General features: G+C 54.4%; 22 protein-coding genes. 2 read left to right on the top strand and 20 right to left on the bottom strand.

Annotation, left to right across the window (positions count from 1 at the left end; translation table 11 throughout):
- Positions 1–28: 28 nt before the first annotated feature.
- From fabG to yceD, 6 genes are all read right to left on the bottom strand, one after another.
- Positions 29–763, bottom strand: coding sequence for a 3-oxoacyl-ACP reductase FabG (fabG, locus tag ACLJRS_RS01985; protein WP_000007236.1), 735 nt, complete (start codon positions 761–763; stop codon positions 29–31).
- A 12-nt stretch (positions 764–775) separates the two neighbouring features.
- Positions 776–1,705 carry an ACP S-malonyltransferase gene (gene fabD / locus ACLJRS_RS01980; protein ID WP_410957743.1) on the bottom strand — a complete coding sequence of 310 codons (930 nt, stop codon included), beginning with the start codon at positions 1,703–1,705 and terminating at the stop codon, positions 776–778.
- Between the two features lie 15 nt (positions 1,706–1,720).
- The gene (fabH, locus tag ACLJRS_RS01975; RefSeq protein WP_000288148.1) at positions 1,721–2,674 is read right to left on the bottom strand and encodes a beta-ketoacyl-ACP synthase III; all 954 of its coding nucleotides are present in this window, start codon (positions 2,672–2,674) and stop codon (positions 1,721–1,723) included.
- A 79-nt stretch (positions 2,675–2,753) separates the two neighbouring features.
- Entirely contained in the window at positions 2,754–3,833 is a 1,080-nt protein-coding gene (gene plsX, locus ACLJRS_RS01970) for a phosphate acyltransferase PlsX (protein ID WP_001518286.1), read from the bottom strand.
- Between the two features lie 133 nt (positions 3,834–3,966).
- Complete coding sequence (gene rpmF / locus ACLJRS_RS01965; protein WP_000290727.1) at positions 3,967–4,140, bottom strand: 50S ribosomal protein L32; 174 nt, start codon at positions 4,138–4,140, stop codon at positions 3,967–3,969.
- A 51-nt stretch (positions 4,141–4,191) separates the two neighbouring features.
- Positions 4,192–4,713, bottom strand: coding sequence for a 23S rRNA accumulation protein YceD (gene yceD / locus ACLJRS_RS01960; protein ID WP_001174492.1), 522 nt, complete (start codon positions 4,711–4,713; stop codon positions 4,192–4,194).
- Between the two features lie 197 nt (positions 4,714–4,910).
- On the opposite strand from yceD, the gene ACLJRS_RS01955 reads away from it, so the two are divergent.
- Entirely contained in the window at positions 4,911–5,495 is a 585-nt protein-coding gene (locus ACLJRS_RS01955) for a Maf family protein (protein WP_001137605.1), read from the top strand.
- A gap of 71 nt (positions 5,496–5,566) precedes the next feature.
- Here ACLJRS_RS01955 and ACLJRS_RS01950 read toward each other — a convergent pair whose 3' ends face one another.
- The 3 genes from ACLJRS_RS01950 to rluC all read right to left on the bottom strand — a co-directional run bounded on the left by ACLJRS_RS01950 (position 5,567) and on the right by rluC (position 7,852).
- Entirely contained in the window at positions 5,567–5,791 is a 225-nt protein-coding gene (locus tag ACLJRS_RS01950) for a hypothetical protein (protein WP_000528423.1), read from the bottom strand.
- Between the two features lie 202 nt (positions 5,792–5,993).
- On the bottom strand, positions 5,994–6,737 hold the full coding sequence (locus ACLJRS_RS01945; RefSeq protein ID WP_077906469.1) for a DUF3053 domain-containing protein: 744 nt from the start codon (positions 6,735–6,737) through the stop codon (positions 5,994–5,996).
- Positions 6,738–6,892: 155 nt separating this feature from the next.
- Complete coding sequence (gene rluC, locus ACLJRS_RS01940) at positions 6,893–7,852, bottom strand: 23S rRNA pseudouridine(955/2504/2580) synthase RluC (RefSeq protein WP_000846316.1); 960 nt, start codon at positions 7,850–7,852, stop codon at positions 6,893–6,895.
- A 573-nt stretch (positions 7,853–8,425) separates the two neighbouring features.
- Between rluC and rne the strand changes: the two genes are divergently transcribed.
- Positions 8,426–11,632: a ribonuclease E gene (gene rne, locus ACLJRS_RS01935; RefSeq protein WP_000827462.1), complete on the top strand. Its 3,207-nt coding sequence runs from the start codon at positions 8,426–8,428 to the stop codon at positions 11,630–11,632.
- A gap of 255 nt (positions 11,633–11,887) precedes the next feature.
- Here the strand turns inward: rne and flgL are convergent, their stop codons facing one another.
- The 11 genes from flgL to flgB all read right to left on the bottom strand — a co-directional run bounded on the left by flgL (position 11,888) and on the right by flgB (position 21,737).
- Positions 11,888–12,841 carry a flagellar hook-associated protein FlgL gene (gene flgL, locus ACLJRS_RS01930; RefSeq protein WP_001223032.1) on the bottom strand — a complete coding sequence of 318 codons (954 nt, stop codon included), beginning with the start codon at positions 12,839–12,841 and terminating at the stop codon, positions 11,888–11,890.
- A gap of 14 nt (positions 12,842–12,855) precedes the next feature.
- Positions 12,856–14,517 (bottom strand): flagellar hook-associated protein FlgK, encoded by a 1,662-nt coding sequence (flgK, locus tag ACLJRS_RS01925; RefSeq protein ID WP_000096425.1) that lies wholly within the window; start codon positions 14,515–14,517, stop codon positions 12,856–12,858.
- A 64-nt stretch (positions 14,518–14,581) separates the two neighbouring features.
- Positions 14,582–15,532 carry a flagellar assembly peptidoglycan hydrolase FlgJ gene (flgJ, locus tag ACLJRS_RS01920; protein ID WP_000578684.1) on the bottom strand — a complete coding sequence of 317 codons (951 nt, stop codon included), beginning with the start codon at positions 15,530–15,532 and terminating at the stop codon, positions 14,582–14,584.
- Positions 15,532–16,629 carry a flagellar basal body P-ring protein FlgI gene (locus ACLJRS_RS01915; RefSeq protein WP_001518955.1) on the bottom strand — a complete coding sequence of 366 codons (1,098 nt, stop codon included), beginning with the start codon at positions 16,627–16,629 and terminating at the stop codon, positions 15,532–15,534. The genes flgJ and ACLJRS_RS01915 overlap by 1 nt, the downstream gene beginning before the upstream one ends.
- Positions 16,630–16,640: 11 nt before the next feature.
- Positions 16,641–17,339, bottom strand: a complete 699-nt coding sequence (gene flgH / locus ACLJRS_RS01910) for a flagellar basal body L-ring protein FlgH (protein WP_001174897.1) — start codon at positions 17,337–17,339, stop codon at positions 16,641–16,643.
- A 53-nt stretch (positions 17,340–17,392) separates the two neighbouring features.
- Positions 17,393–18,175: a flagellar basal-body rod protein FlgG gene (gene flgG, locus ACLJRS_RS01905; protein ID WP_000625851.1), complete on the bottom strand. Its 783-nt coding sequence runs from the start codon at positions 18,173–18,175 to the stop codon at positions 17,393–17,395.
- A 13-nt stretch (positions 18,176–18,188) separates the two neighbouring features.
- Entirely contained in the window at positions 18,189–18,944 is a 756-nt protein-coding gene (locus ACLJRS_RS01900) for a flagellar basal body rod protein FlgF (protein WP_000349278.1), read from the bottom strand.
- Positions 18,945–18,964: 20 nt separating this feature from the next.
- The gene (gene flgE / locus ACLJRS_RS01895) at positions 18,965–20,176 is read right to left on the bottom strand and encodes a flagellar hook protein FlgE (RefSeq protein WP_000010567.1); all 1,212 of its coding nucleotides are present in this window, start codon (positions 20,174–20,176) and stop codon (positions 18,965–18,967) included.
- Positions 20,177–20,202: 26 nt separating this feature from the next.
- On the bottom strand, positions 20,203–20,901 hold the full coding sequence (gene flgD, locus ACLJRS_RS01890) for a flagellar hook assembly protein FlgD (RefSeq protein ID WP_000020450.1): 699 nt from the start codon (positions 20,899–20,901) through the stop codon (positions 20,203–20,205).
- A gap of 11 nt (positions 20,902–20,912) precedes the next feature.
- Complete coding sequence (gene flgC / locus ACLJRS_RS01885) at positions 20,913–21,317, bottom strand: flagellar basal body rod protein FlgC (RefSeq protein ID WP_001196448.1); 405 nt, start codon at positions 21,315–21,317, stop codon at positions 20,913–20,915.
- Between the two features lie 3 nt (positions 21,318–21,320).
- A complete protein-coding gene (flgB, locus tag ACLJRS_RS01880) occupies positions 21,321–21,737 on the bottom strand; it encodes a flagellar basal body rod protein FlgB (RefSeq protein ID WP_000887043.1) in 417 nt (138 codons plus the stop codon).
- Between the last annotated feature and the right edge of the window lie 59 nt (positions 21,738–21,796).

Raw genomic sequence — 21,796 nt, 5'->3', positions numbered from 1 at the left:
TAATAACGCAAATATTTTTCAATCGTGATTAAACCATGTACATTCCGCCGTTGACGTGCAGAGTCTCACCAGTGATGTAACTCGCTTCGTCAGAGGCTAAAAATGCAACCGCACTGGCGATTTCCTGAGCGCCGCCGAGGCGACCCGCAGGCACCTGCGCCAGGATACCCGCACGCTGATCGTCAGACAGCGCACGCGTCATGTCCGTTTCAATAAAACCCGGAGCCACAACATTGACAGTAATACCACGGGACGCAACTTCACGCGCCAGTGATTTACTGAAACCGATCAGGCCCGCTTTCGCCGCAGCGTAGTTTGCCTGACCTGCATTTCCCATGGTACCAACCACAGAACCAATAGTGATAATGCGACCACAACGCTTTTTCATCATAGCGCGCATTACCGCTTTTGACAGGCGGAAAACGGATGATAAATTGGTTTCGATAATATCGTTCCACTCATCATCTTTCATTCGCATCAACAGATTATCACGAGTGATACCGGCATTATTAACCAGGATATCCACTTCACCAAATTCTGCGCGAATATTTTCCAGAACAGATTCAATAGATGCAGGATCGGTCACATTCAGCATCAAACCTTTCCCGTTAGCACCTAAATAGTCGCTAATGTTCTTCGCACCATTTTCACTGGTCGCAGTCCCGATAACTTTCGCGCCGCGGGCAACGAGAGTCTCTGCAATTGCGCGGCCTATGCCACGGCTTGCACCAGTCACCAGCGCAATCTTTCCTTCAAAGCTCATGGTTTTCCTCTTTTATTGCGTAAGTGCCGCAGACAGCGCCGCCGGCTCGTTCAGCGCCGACGCTGTCAGGGTGTCGACAATACGTTTCGTCAGACCAGTGAGGACTTTACCTGGACCCACTTCATAAAGATGTTCAACGCCCTGCGCCGCGATAAATTCCACGCTCTTCGTCCACTGTACCGGATTGTACAACTGGCGAACCAGCGCATCACGGATAGCGGCGGCATCGGTTTCACATTTCACGTCAACGTTGTTTACTACCGGCACCGTTGGCGCGCTAAAGGTAATTTTGGCTAATTCAACCGCCAGCTTATCTGCCGCTGGTTTCATCAGCGCGCAGTGCGACGGTACGCTCACCGGCAGCGGCAGCGCGCGTTTCGCGCCAGCGGCTTTACAGGCTGCGCCCGCACGTTCTATCGCCTCTTTATGCCCGGCGATAACCACCTGTCCCGGCGAGTTAAAGTTAACCGGCGAAACAACCTGCCCTTCGGCAGATTCTTCACAGGCTTTAGCAATAGAGGCATCATCCAGCCCGATGATCGCAGACATGCCGCCAGTGCCTTCCGGAACCGCTTCCTGCATGAATTTACCGCGCATTTCCACCAGACGAACGGCATCAGCAAAGTTGATGACGCCAGCGCAAACCAGCGCGGAATATTCGCCCAGGCTGTGACCTGCCATTAACGCAGGCATTTTACCGCCCTGCTGCTGCCAAACGCGCCAAAGCGCGACGGAAGCGGTTAATAACGCCGGCTGCGTCTGCCAGGTTTTATTCAGTTCTTCCGCTGGACCTTGCTGGGTGAGCGCCCACAGATCATATCCCAGAGCCGCAGAAGCTTCAGCAAACGTTTCTTCTACGATAGGGTAATTTGCCGCCATTTCGGCCAACATCCCAACGCTCTGAGAACCCTGACCGGGGAACACAAATGCAAATTGCGTCATGTTTAAATCCTTATACTAGAAACGAATCAGCGCGGAGCCCCAGGTGAATCCACCCCCGAAGGCTTCAAGCAATACCAGCTGACCGGCTTTAATTCGCCCGTCACGCACGGCTTCATCCAGCGCGCACGGCACAGAAGCCGCGGAGGTATTGCCGTGCCTGTCCAGCGTGACGACGACATTGTCCATCGACATGCCGAGTTTTTTCGCTGTCGCGCTAATGATACGCAGGTTAGCCTGATGCGGCACCAGCCAATCGAGTTCTGAGCGATCCAGGTTATTAGCCGCCAGCGTCTCATCGACAATATGCGCCAGTTCAGTGACCGCCACTTTAAAGACTTCATTGCCCGCCATTGTCAGGTAAATCGGGTTATCCGGATTTACGCGATCGGCATTCGGCAGGGTCAGTAATTCACCGTAACGGCCATCGGCATGAAGATGAGTGGAGATAATACCCGGTTCTTCAGAAGCGCTCAGTACGGCCGCGCCTGCGCCATCGCCGAAAATAATGATCGTACCGCGATCGCCAGGATCGCAAGTGCGGGCTAATACATCGGAACCGACCACCAGCGCGTGTTTAACCGCGCCGGATTTAACGTACTGGTCGGCGATGCTTAACGCGTAGGTGAAACCTGCGCACGCTGCCGCGACATCAAACGCCGGGCAACCTTTAATACCGAGCATACTTTGAATCTGACATGCCGCGCTTGGAAATGCATGCGTTGCTGATGTGGTAGCCACCACAATCAAGCCAATTTGGTCTTTATCGATCCCCGCCATCTCAATCGCGCGATTCGCAGCGGTAAAGCCCATCGTCGCGACAGTTTCATTCGGCGCGGCGATATGGCGTTCACGAATACCTGTACGAGTGACAATCCACTCGTCAGAGGTCTCAACCATTTTTTCCAGATCGGCGTTAGTCCGCACTTGTTCGGGCAGATAGCTGCCAGTACCAATAATCTTCGTATACATGTACGCTCAGTCACTTTTCGGTTATATACCGTTACCTGTAAACGTCTGGCACGCTGGCGGCGCCGGGGAGACAACGATATTATCTGTGCGCCCGCAGGTTTACGCCTTTGCCATCGTCCAGCGGTTCAAATCCGGCTGGGTATACAGATTCCAGGCGAGCGGCAATTCGCTGAGGAACTTGTCGCTGCACCGCCTGCACTGCCTGTTCAATCGCGACTGCAAATGCTCGCTGATTGGCCGCACCATGACTTTTTATCACCGTGCCGCGCAATCCTAACAGACAGGCGCCATTATACTGGTCGGGGTTGAGGTGACTGAATCGCCTCGTCAGGCTTTTTTGTAACCAACGTTTTAATAACAGCAGCCACCACGACCGTTTTTTCCCCTCGCCCTGTGATTTCAGCAGTGAAAGGAACATTCTGACAACCCCCTCCATCGTTTTAAGTGTGACATTGCCTGTAAAGCCGTCACACACCAGTACATCGGTTTTTCCCGTCAGTAACTCATTCGCCTCAAGGTAGCCGATGTAATTGATGGTTGGGACTGTTTTTAACATTAAAGAGGCTTCGCGAATACTGTCGAGGCCTTTGGTTTCTTCTTCCCCGATATTGAGTAGCGCCACGCGGGGATTTTTGATCCCGACGACTTCTTCCGCCAAAACGGCGCCCATCACGGCAAACTGCACCAGCATGGTACTGTCGCAGTCGACGTTGGCCCCCAAATCAAGCACTACCGTTTTGCCCTTTTGCTGGTGCGGTAATACCGTCACCAACGCCGGACGCTCAATCCCCTCAAGAGGCTTGAGTAATAATTTCGCCAGCCCCATCAGCGCCCCGGTATTACCGGCGCTAACGCAAGCTTCGGCTCGGCCTTCTTTCACAAGCTCCAGGGCCACACGCATGGATGTCCCGCGACTGGCGCGGATCGCCTGCGAAGGCCGGGCATCACTGGCAATAACTGACTGTGCAGGGATAATCTGCAGACGCGAACGTTGTTCAAAGTCAGCTTTGGCAAGTAATGGCGTGATAATATCGGGATTCCCGACTAAAAGAAGAGTGAGCTGCGAATTAGCGTTCAGTGCCTGCAATGCTGCAGGCACCGTCACGGAAGGACCAAAATCGCCCCCCATGACATCTAACGCCAGGGTTAGACGTGTCAAGGTATCGTCGCTGCCTGGTTCGGTGTTCTCCGCTTACGCGGAGAAATCCTCACTAAGCTTTATCACGCTTGTACTCTTCGGCTTTTACACCACAGGCACGCCTGTGATGCAAAAGGCATCGAGTATCGCGCGATTACTTAGCGATGACCTTACGGCCGCGGTAGTAACCGTCGGCAGTGATGTGGTGACGCAGGTGTTTTTCACCAGAAGTTTTGTCTACAGACAGGCTGGTGACTGCGGTCAGAGCGTCATGGGAACGACGCATGCCACGTTTGGAACGGGTTGGTTTATTCTGTTGTACGGCCATGGACCTTACTCCTCAATTACGGTTTATCCCTGCGTCCGCGGGGAAGACCTATTACTTACGCTTTAAGCTGGCTAATACGGCAAATGGGTTTGGCTTTTGCGCTTCATCAGGCAGTTCGCCAAAGACCATGTCCGCCTCGGACACTTCACAGTGTTCAGAATCATGCACCGGAACTACCGGCAAGGCGAGGATGATTTCATCTTCAACCGTCGCCAGCAGATCGATTTCGCCGAATTCGTTTACCTCAATCGGCTCATACGCTTCCGGCAGTGCTTCAGCCTGCTCGTCGGAACGGACAGGGCTAAAACAATACGTTGTGTGAACCTGATGGGTAAACGGTTTCCCGCAACGCTGGCATTCGAGCGACACCGTAACGACCGCATCGCCGGTTAAAACGGCGAGACGCTGGTTATCGATAGCGAACGACATGGAGCATTCCACATCACTGTCCACACTGACTACAGATTCGGCAACGCGCTCAACCTGATCGGGGGTATAGATACCCTGGTAATCAAGGCGTTTTTGAGCGGTACGAACCGGATCAAGAGTCAGGGGTAATTTTACCTTTTGCATAGGGCGCGCATATTAACTTCGTAACGTCATATAGTCAAAGAAAAAGGCAGCCTGCGGTTGCCTTTTGCCAATAATTCGCACACATTGCGGGCTACAGACTTATTTTCGCTCAAGACGAGTCAGTATGACAGGCTTGAAGACCGAAGAGCATAGTTTAAGATGGCTCTCATCATTACGCTATATCTGAGGGAAAAAATATGCCCCGTCTCATCCTTGCGTCTACCTCTCCCTGGCGTCGCGCGCTGCTGGAAAAGCTGACGATTCCTTTCGAATGCGCCGCGCCGGATGTTGATGAAACCCCCATGCCGGGCGAAGCGCCGCGTCAGTTGGTGCTGCGGCTGGCGCAGGCGAAGGCGCAATCGCTCGCCGCGCGTTTCCCGAATCATTTGATTATTGGCTCCGACCAAATTTGTGTTCTGGACGGCGAAATCACCGGCAAACCGCTGACGGAAGAAAAAGCGCGTCAGCAATTAGCCAAAGCCAGCGGAAATATTGTGACGTTTTATACCGGACTGGCACTGTATAACTCCGCCTCCGGGCACTTACAAACCGAAGTGGAGCCTTTTGACGTTCATTTTCGCCATTTAAGCGAAGCGGAAATAGACGACTATGTCCGTAAAGAGCATCCGCTGCACTGCGCGGGAAGTTTTAAAAGCGAAGGTTTAGGCATTGCATTATTTGAGCGCTTAGAGGGCCGCGATCCGAACACGCTGATCGGCTTGCCGCTTATTGCCCTGTGCCAGATGCTGCGACGGGAGGGCTTCAACCCGCTACAGCAGTAAACGGCCTACTCTGTAGGCTTTTCAAATACCGCTAAAAGCCGTTTCTGCACGTGTAGGTAATTATCTCCCGTTTATTGGGGAGCAGTTTCGACCGCTTCCAGTTCTAACCAACTGGAAAGCGCTTGTTGTGAACAATTTAGCGCCTGCCGATCTTCACTCTCTTCGTGCGGGCCCGTTTCCTGGTCAATCCATTCACCGACCAGAAAAAAAGCATTGGCATTACGAACCGATGTACGGTGCGTTTTATCCCATAGGGTATCAACAGCGGTATACGTGTGCGTTAATGAATTCCCCATCTCAGTTCAGTTTTGTAAAAACACATGTTCTCAATACTCGCCTGACGCGCTCTACGGCGTCAAAAACGGCTTACGAACTTATTCTCGCGAGCAACTCTCAGGACGTTTACTGTCCTGAAACCTTCCCCTTGCGACTCGTTAAATTCCATCTCGCGATGAGTTTACGCCCCCCTAACATTGCTTCACCTCACGACACATTCCTTTAATTAACGCCGCCAGCATCAGCCGCATCTTGTTGACTATGTATAAATTCAACCATCTGCTGAGTAAGATGGTTTATATCATTCTGCGTAATGAAAAAATTAAATTGTTGATCCTGAAAGTGTTCTTTTGCTGCCAGGTCGGCAAAAACCGCTTTTCCATTCGTTTCAAAGCGGACTTTATTTCCCTGTTTTTGCAGAAACTCGCCCATTGCGACCAGTTGGTCGAGCCGCTTTCCGCACAGAAAATAATAGCGAGTCATCGTCTCATCCAGCGGTGTTACGGTTTTATTCCACGCAGCGTCAAAGACAGGCTTCACATCAGAGGGGAGCTTTAAAGCAGAATATTTTTTTCTGTTTTCACTACTCACATTTTTCAACCGAAGGATAAATCGATTGTTTACGTCACGAGCCACATGTAGCTCGTTCAGGAAAACCAGATTATCACGCTCAGACTGAATAACACCGGTGATCTTATCCTCCTGGCAGGTCTCATACACCACAGCAAAGATTTGCCCGTAGGCAGCTAATAGTACATCGTAGTCATCGGCGTAATGACCAAAAGCCTGACGTTGGGCTGGCGTCAACTCACAGACGCCCACCACGGGAGACGTAATGATTTGCGTATTCAAATACTCAACGAAAGCCCGTCGTGAACTATCGCCCTTCCCTTCGCAACCGGTCAGCATCGCGATCACGAGCGGCACGATAACGTATTTTCCCCAACGCTGAGTAAATGAGCGCATCCAGCTAGTATTGGCCATCTGTTCGTCCTTAAACACGCCGAAATCCGGATCGCAAGAATAAACAGTACACAACGGTAAAAATGCGTCGGATACAGCAAAACAAAAATATTATGAGAAAAGTGAGATTCGGGCAGATAACCTGCCCGAGAGAGGAACTATTTTGCGTTACGCAGCACCTGCAGACAGCGCTTCAGGGCGCTATCCATTGGCGCTTCAATGCGCATGACGTCGCCCGTTCCCGGATGCGTGAACTTCAGCGCCGCGGCGTGCAGAAAGAGACGTTTAAGACCGGTTCCCGCTTCGGTAAGCTGTTGATCAAACTCACGGTCGCCGTAGCGATCGTCGAACGCAATAGGGTGACCGGCATATTGGGTATGGACGCGAATCTGATGCGTACGGCCTGTGACCGGGCTACAGCGCACCAGCGTGGCGAAGGCATAGCGCTCTTCCACCTTGAAGCGCGTTTCTGACGGTTTACCTTCCTGGCTCACGCGGACAATGCGTTCGCCGCTTTGCAGAATGTTCTTTAATAATGGCGCCTGTACGGTTTTAACGTGCGATTGCCACTGGCCGCGCACCAGCGCCAGATAATCTTTCTGCATTCCCTTTTCGCGCAGTTGCTCATGCAGCGAACGCAGCGCGGAGCGTTTTTTCGCCACCAACAGCACGCCGGAGGTATCGCGGTCAAGACGATGCACCAGTTCCAGGAATCGCGCTTCCGGGCGCAATGCCCGCAGCCCTTCGATGACGCCGAAACTTAACCCGCTCCCGCCGTGTACGGCGGTGCCGGAAGGCTTATTCAGCACCAGAATATGGTCGTCTTCATACAAAATGACGTCCGCCAACGCCGCCACTTTTTGCAAATGCGGCGACACGGCCTCTTCTTCGCGTTCAGCAACGCGAACCGGCGGAATGCGGACTTCATCGCCCGCTTCCAGTTTGTATTCCGGTTTAATGCGTTTTTTGTTCACCCGCACCTCGCCTTTACGCAAGATGCGATAAATCATACTTTTTGGTACCCCTTTCAGTTGGGTGCGCAAAAAGTTATCAATGCGTTGCCCCGCTTCGTCAGCGGCGATGGCAACAATTTTTACGGATGGCGTTTCTGTTTTCATGGGGGGCGATTCTAAATAGCCTGTGAGATTCGCGCCACACATTTTTCTATGCTTATAGAGACGTCTACGCCAGCGGATGAACATTTTTCACTGCGGTTTTGCTGGTTATTAAAGCGATTGGCTCGCGCTGGTGAAAAAACTGTGAGTAAGCGGGTGATAAATGGTAAAAGTCATCTTGCTATAACAAGGTTAGCAGTGGAATAATGATGCGGTTTCCGCACCGAAACTTGTTAAAACAAAAAGTTTAGCGGAATAACCCATTTTGTCTGACCGATCATCAACGCAGCAATGGCGTAAGACGTATTGATTTTTCAGACAGTTAGCGGGCTGCGGGTTGCAGTCCTTACCGGTAGATAGGATCTTCTCTGGAGAGTAATGCCCAGGCTGCTTCCCTGATAATTGCGCTGTGTTTCCGTATGAAATACAGGCAACCGACACTCTGCGCCTCTTTGAGCTGACGATAACCGTGAGGTTGGCGACGCGAAATAGTCACGAGGCCATCGGTTCATGCCCGGTAAGGCGTCACCATGCCCGCAGCTTAGTCGTCAACGTAAGAATAATGAGTAAGTTACGATGAAAAGAATGTTAATCAACGCGACTCAGCAGGAAGAGTTGCGCGTCGCCCTTGTAGATGGGCAGCGTCTGTACGATCTGGATATAGAAAGCCCCGGACACGAGCAGAAAAAAGCGAACATCTATAAAGGCAAAATTACCCGTATTGAACCGAGCCTGGAAGCGGCTTTTGTTGATTACGGCGCAGAACGCCACGGTTTCCTCCCGTTAAAAGAAATTGCCCGCGAATATTTCCCCGCTAACTACAGCGCTCATGGTCGCCCGAACATTAAAGACGTGTTACGCGAAGGCCAGGAAGTCATTGTTCAAATCGATAAAGAAGAGCGCGGCAACAAAGGCGCGGCGTTAACCACCTTTATCAGTCTGGCGGGCAGCTACCTGGTACTGATGCCGAATAACCCGCGCGCGGGTGGTATTTCCCGTCGCATTGAAGGCGACGATCGTACCGAGTTAAAAGAAGCGTTGGCCAGCCTGGAACTTCCTGAAGGGATGGGGCTTATCGTGCGTACCGCGGGCGTGGGTAAATCCGCCGAAGCGTTGCAGTGGGATTTAAGCTTCCGCCTGAAACACTGGGAGGCCATTCAGAAAGCCGCTGAAAGCCGTCCCGCGCCGTTCCTGATCCATCAGGAAAGCAACGTCATCGTACGCGCGTTTCGCGACTATCTGCGTCAGGATATTGGTGAAATCCTGATCGACAATCCAAAAGTGATGGAAATGGCGCGTCAGCATATCGCCGCGTTGGGCCGCCCGGATTTTAGCAGCAAAATTAAGCTGTACACCGGTGAAATCCCGTTGTTCAGCCATTACCAGATCGAATCGCAGATCGAGTCAGCGTTCCAGCGTGAAGTGCGCCTGCCCTCCGGCGGCTCCATCGTCATTGACAGTACCGAAGCGTTAACCGCCATCGATATCAACTCCGCCCGCGCGACTCGCGGCGGCGATATCGAAGAAACGGCGTTTAATACCAACCTGGAAGCGGCCGATGAGATTGCCCGCCAGTTGCGTCTGCGCGACCTGGGCGGCCTGATCGTTATCGACTTTATCGATATGACGCCGGTACGTCACCAGCGCGCGGTAGAAAACCGTCTGCGTGAAGCGGTGCGTCAGGACCGGGCGCGTATTCAGATTAGCCATATTTCCCGCTTCGGCCTGCTCGAAATGTCGCGTCAGCGCCTGAGCCCGTCTCTGGGCGAATCCAGCCATCACGTGTGTCCGCGCTGTAGCGGTACCGGCACCGTGCGCGATAACGAATCTCTGTCGCTGTCCATTCTGCGCCTGATTGAAGAAGAAGCGCTGAAAGAGAATACGCAGGAAGTCCATGCCATTGTTCCGGTGCCGATCGCCTCTTATCTGCTTAACGAAAAACGGACGGCAGTGAACGCTATTGAGACGCGTCAGGATGGCGTCCGCTGTGTCATCGTCCCGAACGATCAGATGGAAACGCCGCACTATTCCGTGCTGCGCGTACGCAAAGGGGAAGAAACGCCGACCCTGAGCTACATGCTGCCGAAGCTGCACGAAGAAGCGATGGCGCTGCCTTCTGAAGAAGAGTACGCCGAGCGTAAACGCCCGGAACAGCCTGCGCTGGCGACATTCGCTATGCCAGATGTGCCTCCGGCGCCGACGCCTGTCGAACCGGCGGTTAGCGTCGCCACGGCGAAAAAGGATAATGTTGCCGCCGCGCAGCCTGCCCAGCCGGGTCTGTTTAGCCGCTTCCTTAACGCGCTGAAACAACTGTTCAGCGGTGAAGAAACGAAAGCCGTCGAAACAGCCGCGCCGAAAGCGGAAGAAAAAGCGGAGCGTCAGCAGGATCGTCGCAAGCCACGGCAGAACAACCGTCGCGATCGTAACGAACGCCGCGACACCCGTGATAACCGTGCCGGACGTGACGGCGGCGAGAGCCGCGACGATAATCGTCGTAACCGTCGCCAGACGCAGCAGCAAAATGCGGAAGCGCGCGATACCCGCCAGCAGGAAACGGCGGAAAAAGTGAAAACCGGCGATGAACAGCAACAGACGCCGCGTCGCGAACGCAGCCGCCGCCGCAATGATGACAAGCGCCAGGCGCAGCAGGAAGTAAAAGCGCTTAACCGCGAAGAACAGCCTGTCCAGGAGACCGAGCAGGAAGAACGCGTTCAGCAGGTTCAGCCGCGCCGCAAGCAGCGTCAGCTTAATCAGAAAGTCCGCTTTACCAACAGCGCAGTGGTTGAAACGGTTGACACGCCGGTCGTCGTCGACGAACCACGCCCGGTTGAAAACGTTGAACAGCCCGTTCCAGCGCCGCGTACCGAGCTGGCGAAAGTTGATTTACCTGTCGTTGCCGATATCACGCAGGAGCAGGATGATAGCGTAGAACCTCGCGATAATACCGGTATGCCGCGTCGCTCCCGCCGTTCTCCGCGCCACCTGCGCGTAAGCGGTCAGCGTCGCCGTCGCTATCGTGACGAGCGCTACCCGACACAATCGCCGATGCCGTTAACCGTCGCCTGCGCGTCGCCGGAAATGGCGTCCGGTAAAGTCTGGATCCGCTACCCGATTGTCCGTCCTCAGGAAACGCAGGTTGTTGAAGAGCAGCGTGAAGCAGATCTGGCGCTGCCACAATCGGTTGTCGCTGAACAGCAGGTTATCGCTGCGACCGTAGCGTTAGAACCACAAGCGTCGGTACAGGCGGTAGAAAACGTTGCCGTTGAGCCGCAGACTGTCGCCGAACCACAGGCGCCGGAAGTCGTCGAGGTCGAGACAACGCATCCGGAAGTGATTGCCGCGCCGGTTGATGAACAGCCGCAACTGATTGCCGAAAGCGATACGCCGGTGGCGCAAGAGGTTATTGCTGACGCCGAACCGGTAGCAGAAACCGCCGACGCGTCCATTACGGTGGCTGAAAACGTAGCTGATGTTGTCGTTGTCGAGCCAGAAGAAGAGACAAAAGCGGAAGCGGCTGTTGTGGAGCACACGACAGAAGAAACCGTTATCGCACCGGCCCAGGTGGTGGAAAAGCCGCAGGACGTTGTCTGCGTTGACGACGATCATAACCACGCCAGCGCGCCGATGACGCGTGCGCCAGCGCCGGAATATGTGCCGGAAACCCCGCACCATAGCGACTGGCAGCGCCCTTCCTTCCACTTTGAAGGTAAAGGCGCGGCAGGCGGACACAGCGCCACACGTCACGCCAGCGCCCCGGCGACACGCCCACAGCCGGTAGAATGATGTAAATGTGATACAAAGCCGACCGCCAGGTCGGCTTTTTTATGCCCCTTACAGGGCGATGCCTCACCCCATGGCGTCTTTTAGTCACTCCAGGCGTTTATGAGATCGGGCGGGATAATACGTACGGATGGCGTCGCTACAGGCGCGACAATATGACCACTAACTCAATGACGACTAAAAAAATGCCCGCGCCGGGGTGGATGGCGCGGGCAGACAAAACATATCCAGTTTCGTGATATGTTTCAAAAAGAGGCGTTACCGGTTCAACTGGAAAAGCGACATTCCCTGCATGTCGGTAAACGTTTTATAGGACGCCTGTAATGCCGCCTGTTGCATGACGTAGGAGGAAATGACCGAGTTCCAGTCCACATCTACCAGGTTGCTCATCTGCAACTTCTGTCCCAGCGCACGGTCGCTTCCCAGTGAATCCAGCGTACTGAGTTCGCTCAGTTGCGTTCCCAGTTCCGCACGAACGGTCAGGACGTTATTAAGCGAATTTTTTAAGCCGCGATTGGTTTTATCAATGGCGGCAGCGGCTTTTTCTTTTTCCACGTCATTGCCTTCCACCGGGGTCTTGAGCGCGGCAATTGCCGTATCGAGCATGACAAACAGATTCTTTTCGGAGTCCGAGCCATCCGGTTCCGGCACCGCATTGCTGGTGATGCTATTAAAAATTTGCGCTCCCGTATGGCCAATTACCATCGTGCGTGCGGAATCCACCTGCTGGGTAACACTTTTCTCGCCGCCATGATAACCACCTGTCGCCTGGTCGAATGGCGCCGCTTCCGTTTTATACCCGGCAAAGATATAGCGACCATTGCCGTCAGTGCTGTTTGCCAGGTTCATCAGCTGATCGCGGATGCCCTGTAAATCCGTCGCCAGCGACGCGCGGTCATCGTCGCTTAACGTGCCGTTTCCGGCATAGACGATTTTTTCCTGCGCGGTTTGAATCGCCGTCGTCACCTGACTGAGTACGCTTTCTTCCAGCGACACTTTTTGGGTGGCAAACGTACGCGCCAGGGCGTACTGGCTATTCTGCGCCTGCGCCTGAGAGAGTACTACCGCCTGCGACGCGGCGATCGGATCGTCAGATGGGTTGGTAACGCGCTTACCGGTAGACATCTGCTCGCCCAGCTTCATCCATTCGGCCTGAGAATTAGTGATGCCGCTCATATTTTGTTCGTACATCATCTGGGTACTGATACGCATGTCATCCTTCTCCTTTAGCGAATATTCAATAACGCATCAAACAGCGCATTCGCGGTCTGCAATACTTGCGCATTCGCCAGATAATACTGCTGATAACGCTGCAAATTGCCGTACTCTTCGTCGAGGTTAACGCCGGAAACCGACTGTTGCTGTTTATAAAGCTGTTTAACCACATTCGCCTGCGTGGTGCTGCTGGTTTTCAGCGTTGACGTTTTGTTACCCACATCGCTGACCAACGTGGCGTAAGCATCGTTAAAAGTTTTGTTGCCGCCCACTACATTGCTGTTTTGTAAGTCCAGCAATGCCTGACCATTGCGGTTATCGCTGTCGCCGGTATCCACGTCAGGATCGAGTTTTGACTCAGACGCCATCGCAATCTCGGCTTCATTCGTCACTTTAACGTTCATGTCGACGATAGCATTGCTGACCGGCTTGAGAAGAAAACTGTCGTTTTTCTGTGCGCCGGTCCCTACCGTCACTTTCAGACCGTCAATCTCCAGTTTTCCGTCAGCATCTTTTGTCGCCGTGAAGGTGGTGTTATCCGCAGTGCGAGTAACCTGCCAGTCTGTACCGTCAAAAACAATCTTATAATCCGTCGCCTGAACCTTCGTGCTATCGACCACCTTAGCGGTTAGCGATACCGTTTTATCGGCATTATTACTGTTGCTATATACCACCGGCGAGCCAATGCTAAAGAAGTCTTTCCCTTTATTGCCGTCGGCGTCATAACCTTTGGTATGCTGCGCGTTAAACGCATCGGCAAACGCCAACGCCAACTGGCCCAGCGTATTACGAGTCTGATCCAGATCCTGGGAACGGAACGTCAGTAGCCCGCCGAGCGAACCGGTGTTCAGCAACTTTTCCGGAATTTCGATGTTACCGGCGGCCTCATCGACATAAGCGACAGTCGTTCGCGTCGGGTCGGCGCTGGAGGGAACCGCCGCCAACTGACGCGCCGTCGACCCCTGCACCAGCGTATAGCCATTGGCCATCGTCAGGTTATAGGTGCCGCCGTCCTGTACACTCACCTCGACGCCAACGATCTTGTTAAGCTCGCTAACCAACTGATCACGTTGATCGAGCAGGTCGTTCGGCGATGCGCCCGCGCCTACGCCCGTCATACGGGAGATTTGATCGTTCAGGTTAGCTATCTGCTTCGCGTAATTGTTGATTTGCGCCACGCTGGAGCCAATCGCGATATTGACCTGTTTATCCTGATCGCGCAGATACTGATCGGTGGTTTTGAACTGGTTTACCAGCCCTTCCGCTTTACCAATCAGCGCCTGACGCGCCGCAGGATCTTCCGCGTTACTGACTAACGTTTGCAGGCTGGTAAAAAAACTCTGCAACGAACCAGACAGTGAGCTGGATTTATCGGCCAGCAGGTTGTCGATTTTCGACATCTGTTCATAGCGCGTGGTCAAGCCGCTGCTCTGGTTTTGCGCGCCGCGTAGCTGATTAGTGATAAACGCATCATATTCGCGCTGTACGCCTGAAACGTAAACGCCATTACCTATCCAGCCGCCAGCCCCTAACGTACTGTTTGCCTGCGCCAGAATAGTTGTCTGCCGGGTATAACCCGCAACGTTATAATTGTTGATGTTATTACTGACCGTATTTAACGCGGCCTGCGCGGCGTTAAGTCCGCTCATGGCGTGATTAATCAAGCTGGACATGATGGTTCCTTTTAATCCTTCAATACTCGTTGTTATCGGCAGCGACTACGTGGACTTGAGCAATTTAAAAGAGATTGTCGAGATTCGCGCTGTAGGTTTTGCTGACCTTTTCACTCATCGCTTTCAACTGCTGAATCATGTTGGTCAATTTACGCGCGTAATTCGGGTCAGTGGCGTATCCGGCGTTTTGCAGGGCCACTGCGCCTTGCTCTGCCGTGGCGGCAGTGGTCACGGCAGCGTAGCGTGGGTTACGCGTTAACAGCGCGACATAATCCGATAACGCCTCCAGATACGAGCTATAGACGCGGAATTTCGCTTTCACTTTTTTCGCTTCGCCATTTTCGTATTCAGTGGTGGTGATTTCCGTCACCGGCCCTTTCCAACTGGCGGTCGCTTTCACGCCAAATACGTTATAGCTGGGTTCGCCATTCTCCCGCAGGATTTGCCGCTGCCCCCAGCCGGACTCCAGCGCCGCCTGCGCCAGAATCAGATGATGCGGCACCCCGCTTTGTTCGCTGGCCAGCCTCGCCGGGAGCGAAAGCCGGGCCAGAAAGTCTTTACTGTCGCCGGAGAGCGGCGCATCGCTGCTGTCCGGCGTTTTCGGTATGGCTTTGCGCACCAGTTGGGTCAGCGCCTGATTTTGATAGCTGTTTACCGTCTCCAGGGAGAATTTAAGCGGTACTTGCGGCGCATCATCTGCAGGCATCGTCTGCCCGCCCGTCATCTGTTTAACCATCATATCCGCCAGCCCCAATCCCTTGCCGGCAGTCATCTGCTGGGCGATCTGCTGGTCATACATGCTGGTATACAGACGCGTCTGATCGCTGCTGAATAAACCATCTTTGGGTAAAGCCTCGCGCATACTTTTCAGCATCATCTGCACAAACATCCCTTCCACCTGACGGGCCACAGGACGGATATTCGCCGCCGGGTCCTGGCCCGCTTTCGCTTTCAGTTCGTTCAGAGATTGCGCATCCCAGGCCGCGCTGGCCAGCAATTTACCGTCTCCGATCATCAGATGATTTCCAGTTTGGCGCGTAGACAGCCCGCGCTCTGCATGGACTGCAAAATCGACATCAGGTCCATCGGCGTCGCGCCAAGCGCATTCAGCGCGCGCACTACGCTGTTCAGATTGGCGCTGGAACGCACGCTCTGTAGCGATCCGCCGCTCTGACGCAAATCTATTTGAGTCTGTGGCGTCACCACGGTCTGCCCGCCGCCAAATGGCGTATTCGGCTGGTTGACGTTGAGCTGGCGATTGACTGTCACTGACAAATTGCCCTGCGCCACAGCGCAGCTATCCAGCGTGACTTCCCGATTCATGACCACCGAACCGGTACGCGAGTTGATCACGACTTTTGCATCCTGCGGCGTCACGTTGACTTCCATATTTTGAATGTCCGCCAGAAAACGCACCTGCGAGCTGTTGCCGCTGGGCACGCGTACCTGTACCGTTCGCGCATCAAGCGCAGTGGCGCTGCCGTAACCGCGGGCGCGGTTGATGGCGTCGGTAATTTGCTGCGCCATCGTAAAATCTTCGTCGTTCAATTGCAGATTAATAGTGTTGCCAGCGCCGAACTGAGTCGGCAACTCGCGTTCGATAATCGCGCCATTAGTGATGCGCCCGCCATTAAGCTGGTTAACCTGCACGCTACTGCCGCCTGCGGAAGCGCCCGCGCCGCCGACCAGAATATTGCCCTGCGCCAGAGCATACACCTGGCTGTCCACCCCTTTTAACGGCGTCATTAATAACGTCCCGCCACGCAGACTTTTAGCGTTCCCCATTGAGGAAACGACGACATCGATCGTTTGTCCCTGTCGCGCAAAAGGCGGATACGACGCCGTCACCATCACCGCCGCCACGTTTTTCAACTGCATATTGGTGCCGGTGGGGACCGTAATCCCCAGTTGTGACAGCATGTTATTCAGCGTCTGGGTGGTAAATGGCGTCTGGGTCGTCTGGTCGCCCGTACCGTCCAGCCCGACCACCAGCCCGTAGCCGATCAGCGAGTTTTCCCGTACTCCCTGGACACTGGTCAGATCCCGGATACGCTCGGCGTGCGCCAGAGTGGCAACCAGTGCCAGAACGATTCCTGCAAGAGCTTTAAACACATACACCTCGCTTACATCGGCGACAAATTAAGGAAGAAACGTTGCAGCCAGCCCATATTTTGCGCTTCGTTAATATAGCCGTTCCCGACATATTCAATCCGCGCATCCGCCACCTGTGTCGAGGGAACGGAGTTGCTGCCGCTGATGGTGCGTGGATTTACCACGCCGGAGAAGCGGATGAATTCCGTTCCCTGATTAATCGCGATCTGTTTTTCCCCCACGACGTGTAAATTGCCATTGGCCAGAACCTGATCGACGGTCACGGTCAGCGTGCCGCTAAAGGTATTGCTGGCATTCGCGCCGCCTTTGCCGTTAAAAGAGTTGCCGCCGGAGGCCTCCATATCCGCGCGGGAATTACCGAATAATCCCTGCAGATAACGCGGTACCGTATCAAAACCAAAGCTGGTTTTGCCGTCGCGGCTGGCATTTGCCGACGAGCTTTTACTGGCGCTGACGTTTTCCTGTAACACAATCGTGAGCGTATCGCCGATATTACGCGGTCGACGATCTTCAAAAAGCGGCTGATAGCCATAATTAATCGGCTGCGCAGACTGAAATATGGAGCCATTCGCCACCGGTACCGGGCCAGGTATCGGCTGCGCCGTGGTCGCCCCCTGCACGAGCGGTTTAGCGGGTATCCAGGCGCATCCTGTCAGCGTCGCGACCATCAGGGCCATAACTGGGTAAGCGTGAAGCGCGTATTTTTGCATTACCTTCATCTTCAAAATCAGGGAGCCGGTGGCGTATCCCCACCGGCGGCCCCTTAGAGTTGCGTCAGTTTCTGCAGCATCTGATCGGTCGTCGATACTGCTTTACTGTTAATTTCATAGGCGCGTTGAACCTGAATCATGTTCACCAGCTCTTCCGCCACGTTAACGTTCGACGTTTCGACATACCCTTGATACAACAACCCCGCGCCGTTGAGCCCCGGCGTGCTTTCGTTCGGCGCGCCGGACGATTGCGTTTCGATATAGAGGTTCTCGCCGATGCTTTCCAGCCCGGTGTCGTTCATAAAGGTGGTCAGGTTAAGCTGCCCGACCTGAACCGGCGCGGCCTGCCCCTGCTGGGTCACGCTGACCACGCCGTCGCGGCCAATCGTGATGCTTAACGCGTTGGCCGGAATGGTGATTGCCGGCTGCACCTGAAAACCGCCCGCCGTCACCAGTTGACCATTCTGATCCACCTGGAAAGAGCCGTCGCGGGTATAGGCAGACGTACCGTCCGGCAGCATGACCTGGAAAAAGCCCTGCCCTTTAATCGCCACATCTTTACTGTTGTTGGTCTGCGACAGGTTCCCCTGACTGTGTAGGCGCTCCGTGGCGACCGGACGCACGCCGGTACCGATTTGCAGCCCGGAAGGCAGCGTCGTCTGCTCGGACGACTGCGCGCCCGGCTGGCGGATGGTCTGATACAACAGATCTTCAAATACCGCGCGCTGACGCTTAAAACCATTGGTGCTGACGTTTGCCAGGTTATTGGCAATCACATCCATATTGGTTTGCTGCGCGTCCAGACCGGTTTTGGCGATCCATAATGAACTGATCATAAAATGTCCTGTATTAACTCATCGACAGCAGTTGGTTAGCTCGCCCTTCGTTCTCATCTACGCTGGTGATAACCTTCATCTGCATTTCAAAACGACGTGCGTTGGCGATCATGTCGGTCATCGCTTCAACCGGCTTGACGTTACTGCCCTCCAGCACGCCCGACATAATGCGAATTGACGGGTCGGCGGCCAGTACCGCCCCGCGTTCAGCCTGTGCCTCGGCGGTAAGGCGGAATAAACCGTCATCGCTCCGCTGCACCTCATTGCCTTCCGCTTTGACCAGCTTCAGCCGCCCAACTGGCGCCACCGTGTTTGGCGGGTCGCCGGGATTGAGCGCGGAGATCGTGCCGTCTGCCGCAATGGTGATTTCCGACCCTTCAGGAACGGTAATCGGTCCGCCTTCGCCGATAACCGGATGTCCCTGAATGGTTAACTGCCCGGTCGGGCCCACCTGGATATTCCCGTTACGGGTATATCCTTCAGCGCCATCCGCCGCTTGCACTACCAGCCAGCCGTCCTGCTGCAACGCGACATCCAGCGGACGGGAGGTGTAGTCCAACTGACCCGGGGTCATATCCGCCCCCGGCGTCGACGCCGTAACCAGCGTGCGCGTTGCTAAAGAGAGGCCATCAACGGGCACCGCGCGTAGCGCGTTAAGCTGCGCGCGAAAGCCCGGCGTTGAGGCATTAGCCAGGTTGCTGGCCGTTACCGCCTGCTGGTTAAGCGTCTGGCTGGCCGCCCCCATAGCGGTATAAATTGCGTGATCCATTAAGCTATCCCGTCAGGCGCTTAGCGCAGGTTAACCAGCGTATTGAGGATCTGGTCCTGAGTTTTGATGGTCTGCGCATTCGACTGGTAGTTACGCTGCGCGACGATCATATTCACCAGCTCTTTACTCAAATCCACGTTAGAGGCTTCCAGCGCGCCGTTCGTCAGCTTACCGAAGTTGCCGGAACCGGCAGTCCCCAGCAGCGCTACCCCGGAAGCCTGCGTCGCCGCCCAGACGTTATCGCCCTGGGATGCCAGACCTTCGTTATTGGCGAAGTTAGCCAGCACAATCTGCCCCAGCACCTGCTCCTGCTCGTTGGAGTAGTTGCCAACTACGGTGCCGTCGTTGTTAATCTGGTAGCTCACCAGGTCGCCAGGCTTATAGCCGTTTTGATTGGTGGCGACGATGTTGTTAGCCCCGGTGTTCTGCTGCATGGAGTTAAGGAAGCTGAGGGAGAAGGTGGCCGCTGTCGCGCCATTAATCGTACCGGTGGTGATGTTCACCGTACCGCCAGACTCCAGAATCCCGTTTTCATTGAATTTCAGCGTAGTGGACGCCGTTGTTGGCGCAGTGGCTGCAGGATCGCTGCTGTCATGGGTGTACACGGCCCATTCATTATCTTTGGTTTTCACAAAATAGACGTTCATGTCATGGGCATTACCCTGGCTGTCATAAACGGTGACGGTGCCTTTTTTGTTATACGAATCCGCATCACTCACGCTAAAGGGCGTTTTAGACGGTACAGGGTCCGTTGAGTTCAGGTTGATCTGCATTGACGCGGTGGTGGTCGATTTCGCCGCCATCAGCGTGTTCGGAATGGTGATCGGCGCAGGATTCGCCCCCTGCTGAATGGTCGGCGGCGTACCGGTGGCCGGATAGCCGGTCAACTGCATCCCCTGCATATTGACCAGGTTACGGTTCTCGTCCAGTTTGAACTGGCCGTTGCGGCTATAGAACACGGAACCGTTGCTGTCTACCAGGCGGAAAAAACCGTTCTGGCTAATCGCGACATCCAGCCCGCGCCCGGTGTTCGTTGTCGTACCGTCGGTAAAATCCTGGGTAATCCCCGCCACTTTTACGCCCAGCCCCACTTTGGAACCGGCGAACATATCGGCAAATGATGCCGTACCGGACTTAAAGCCATAGGTGGCGGAGTTGGCGATGTTATTACCGATAACATCAAGGTTGGTGGCCGCAGCGTTCAGGCCGCTAACCGCTTGAGAAAAAGACATGACTGACTCCTGATAAGTGTAAGGGCTTAGATTATTTGCCGAACTTCGTCGAGTGTGGTGGTGCCATAGGTACCCAGATCCAACAGGTTGCCGTTACTGCCCTTCGTCACGCCCTGTACCAGAGCGAATTGCAGCGGCTGCGCCACCAGTTGCGTCCCGCCATTGCTGGCGGTAATCGCAATGTTGTAAGAACCATTCGGTACCGTTGTTCCGTCCGTTTGCTTACCATCCCAGGTAAAGGTGTGTACCCCGGCTCGCAACTCACCGATCTCCAGCGTCCGTACCACCCGGCCATCTTTATCGGTAATGGTTGCCGTCACTTTGTCCGCAGGCTGTTGCAATTCCACGCCAAACGGCGTCGTGGACGTCACGGCCCCTTCTTCCGCGCCTTTACCCGCCAGAATTGTGGTGCCAGGCACCATAACGCCATGTCCAATCAGCGTGGTCGCCTGTAGGGACTGACTATTATCGATTTGCCCGGAAATAGCCCCCAGCGTCGTATTCAGTTTTTCAATGCCGCTCACGGTACTGATTTGCGCCAACTGTGTCGTTAACTCATTATTTTGTAATGGGTTAGTCGGGTCCTGGTTCTTCAATTGCGCGACCAGTAAGGTCAGGAAACTGCTTTGCAGATCGGCAGCGTTGCTTCCGGTCATCGACCCGCTGCCGGTCGTCGTTTTGACGCCCGTGTTGGTCGGGTCATTCATATTTACGGCAATAGACATACGCGCCTCCTTTACTGGCCTAATGTCAGCGTTTTAAGCATCATGCTTTTTACGGTATTCAGGACTTCGATATTTGCCTGATAGCTGCGCGAGGCTGACATCGTGTTGACCATTTCGCCGACCACATCGACGTTGGGCATTTTGACGTAACCATTAGCGTCCGCCAGCGGGTTGCCTGGCTCATAAACCAGCTTTTCCGGTGCCTGACTTTCAATCACGCTGGCGACCTTTACCCCGCCAGTGGCTTGACCCGGCGCGGCGTCCACCTGAAAAACCACCTGTTTGGCGCGATAAGGCTGTCCGTCCGGGCCGGTGACGCTATCCGCATTCGCCAGGTTACTGGCCGCAACGTTCAACCGCTTGGACTGCGCGGCAAGCGCCGATCCGGCAATATCAAAAATGTTTAACAGCGCCACGAATTAGTTTCCTCCCTGTAGCACATTCATCATGCCTTTGAGTTGGCTACCCAGAACGGTAAGCCCCATCTGATATTTGAGACTGTTATCCGCAAACTGCGTACGTTCCCTGTCCATATCTACGGTGTTACCATCCAAAGAAGGCTGATCGGGTACGCGGTAAAGCAGATCCACTGCGGGAGAAGAGACCGCCTGGGCGGGAATATGGTGAGAGGAAGTCAACGTTAACGCGACGCCGCCGGTTTCTTCCCGTCCACGCACCATCACCTTTTTTAACTCACTGGCAAAATCAATATCGCGCGCCTGATACCCCGGCGTATCGGCATTGGCGATATTCGCCGCTAATATTTCCTGACGTTGCGCGCGCAGATTTAGCGCTTCCTGCTGAAATCGTAAGGCGGCATCGAGCCTGTCGAGCATATCTCCTCCGCAAATGGCAAAATTCAGCCGACAGCTTAAATGCCTTCATGCGCGCGTTA

Source organism: Salmonella sp. SAL00670, from assembly GCF_046552235.1.
In the GTDB taxonomy this organism is placed as follows: domain Bacteria; phylum Pseudomonadota; class Gammaproteobacteria; order Enterobacterales; family Enterobacteriaceae; genus Salmonella; species Salmonella enterica.
The sequence above is the reverse complement of the archived record's forward strand: the minus strand, read 5'-3'. Positions and strand labels throughout refer to the sequence as shown.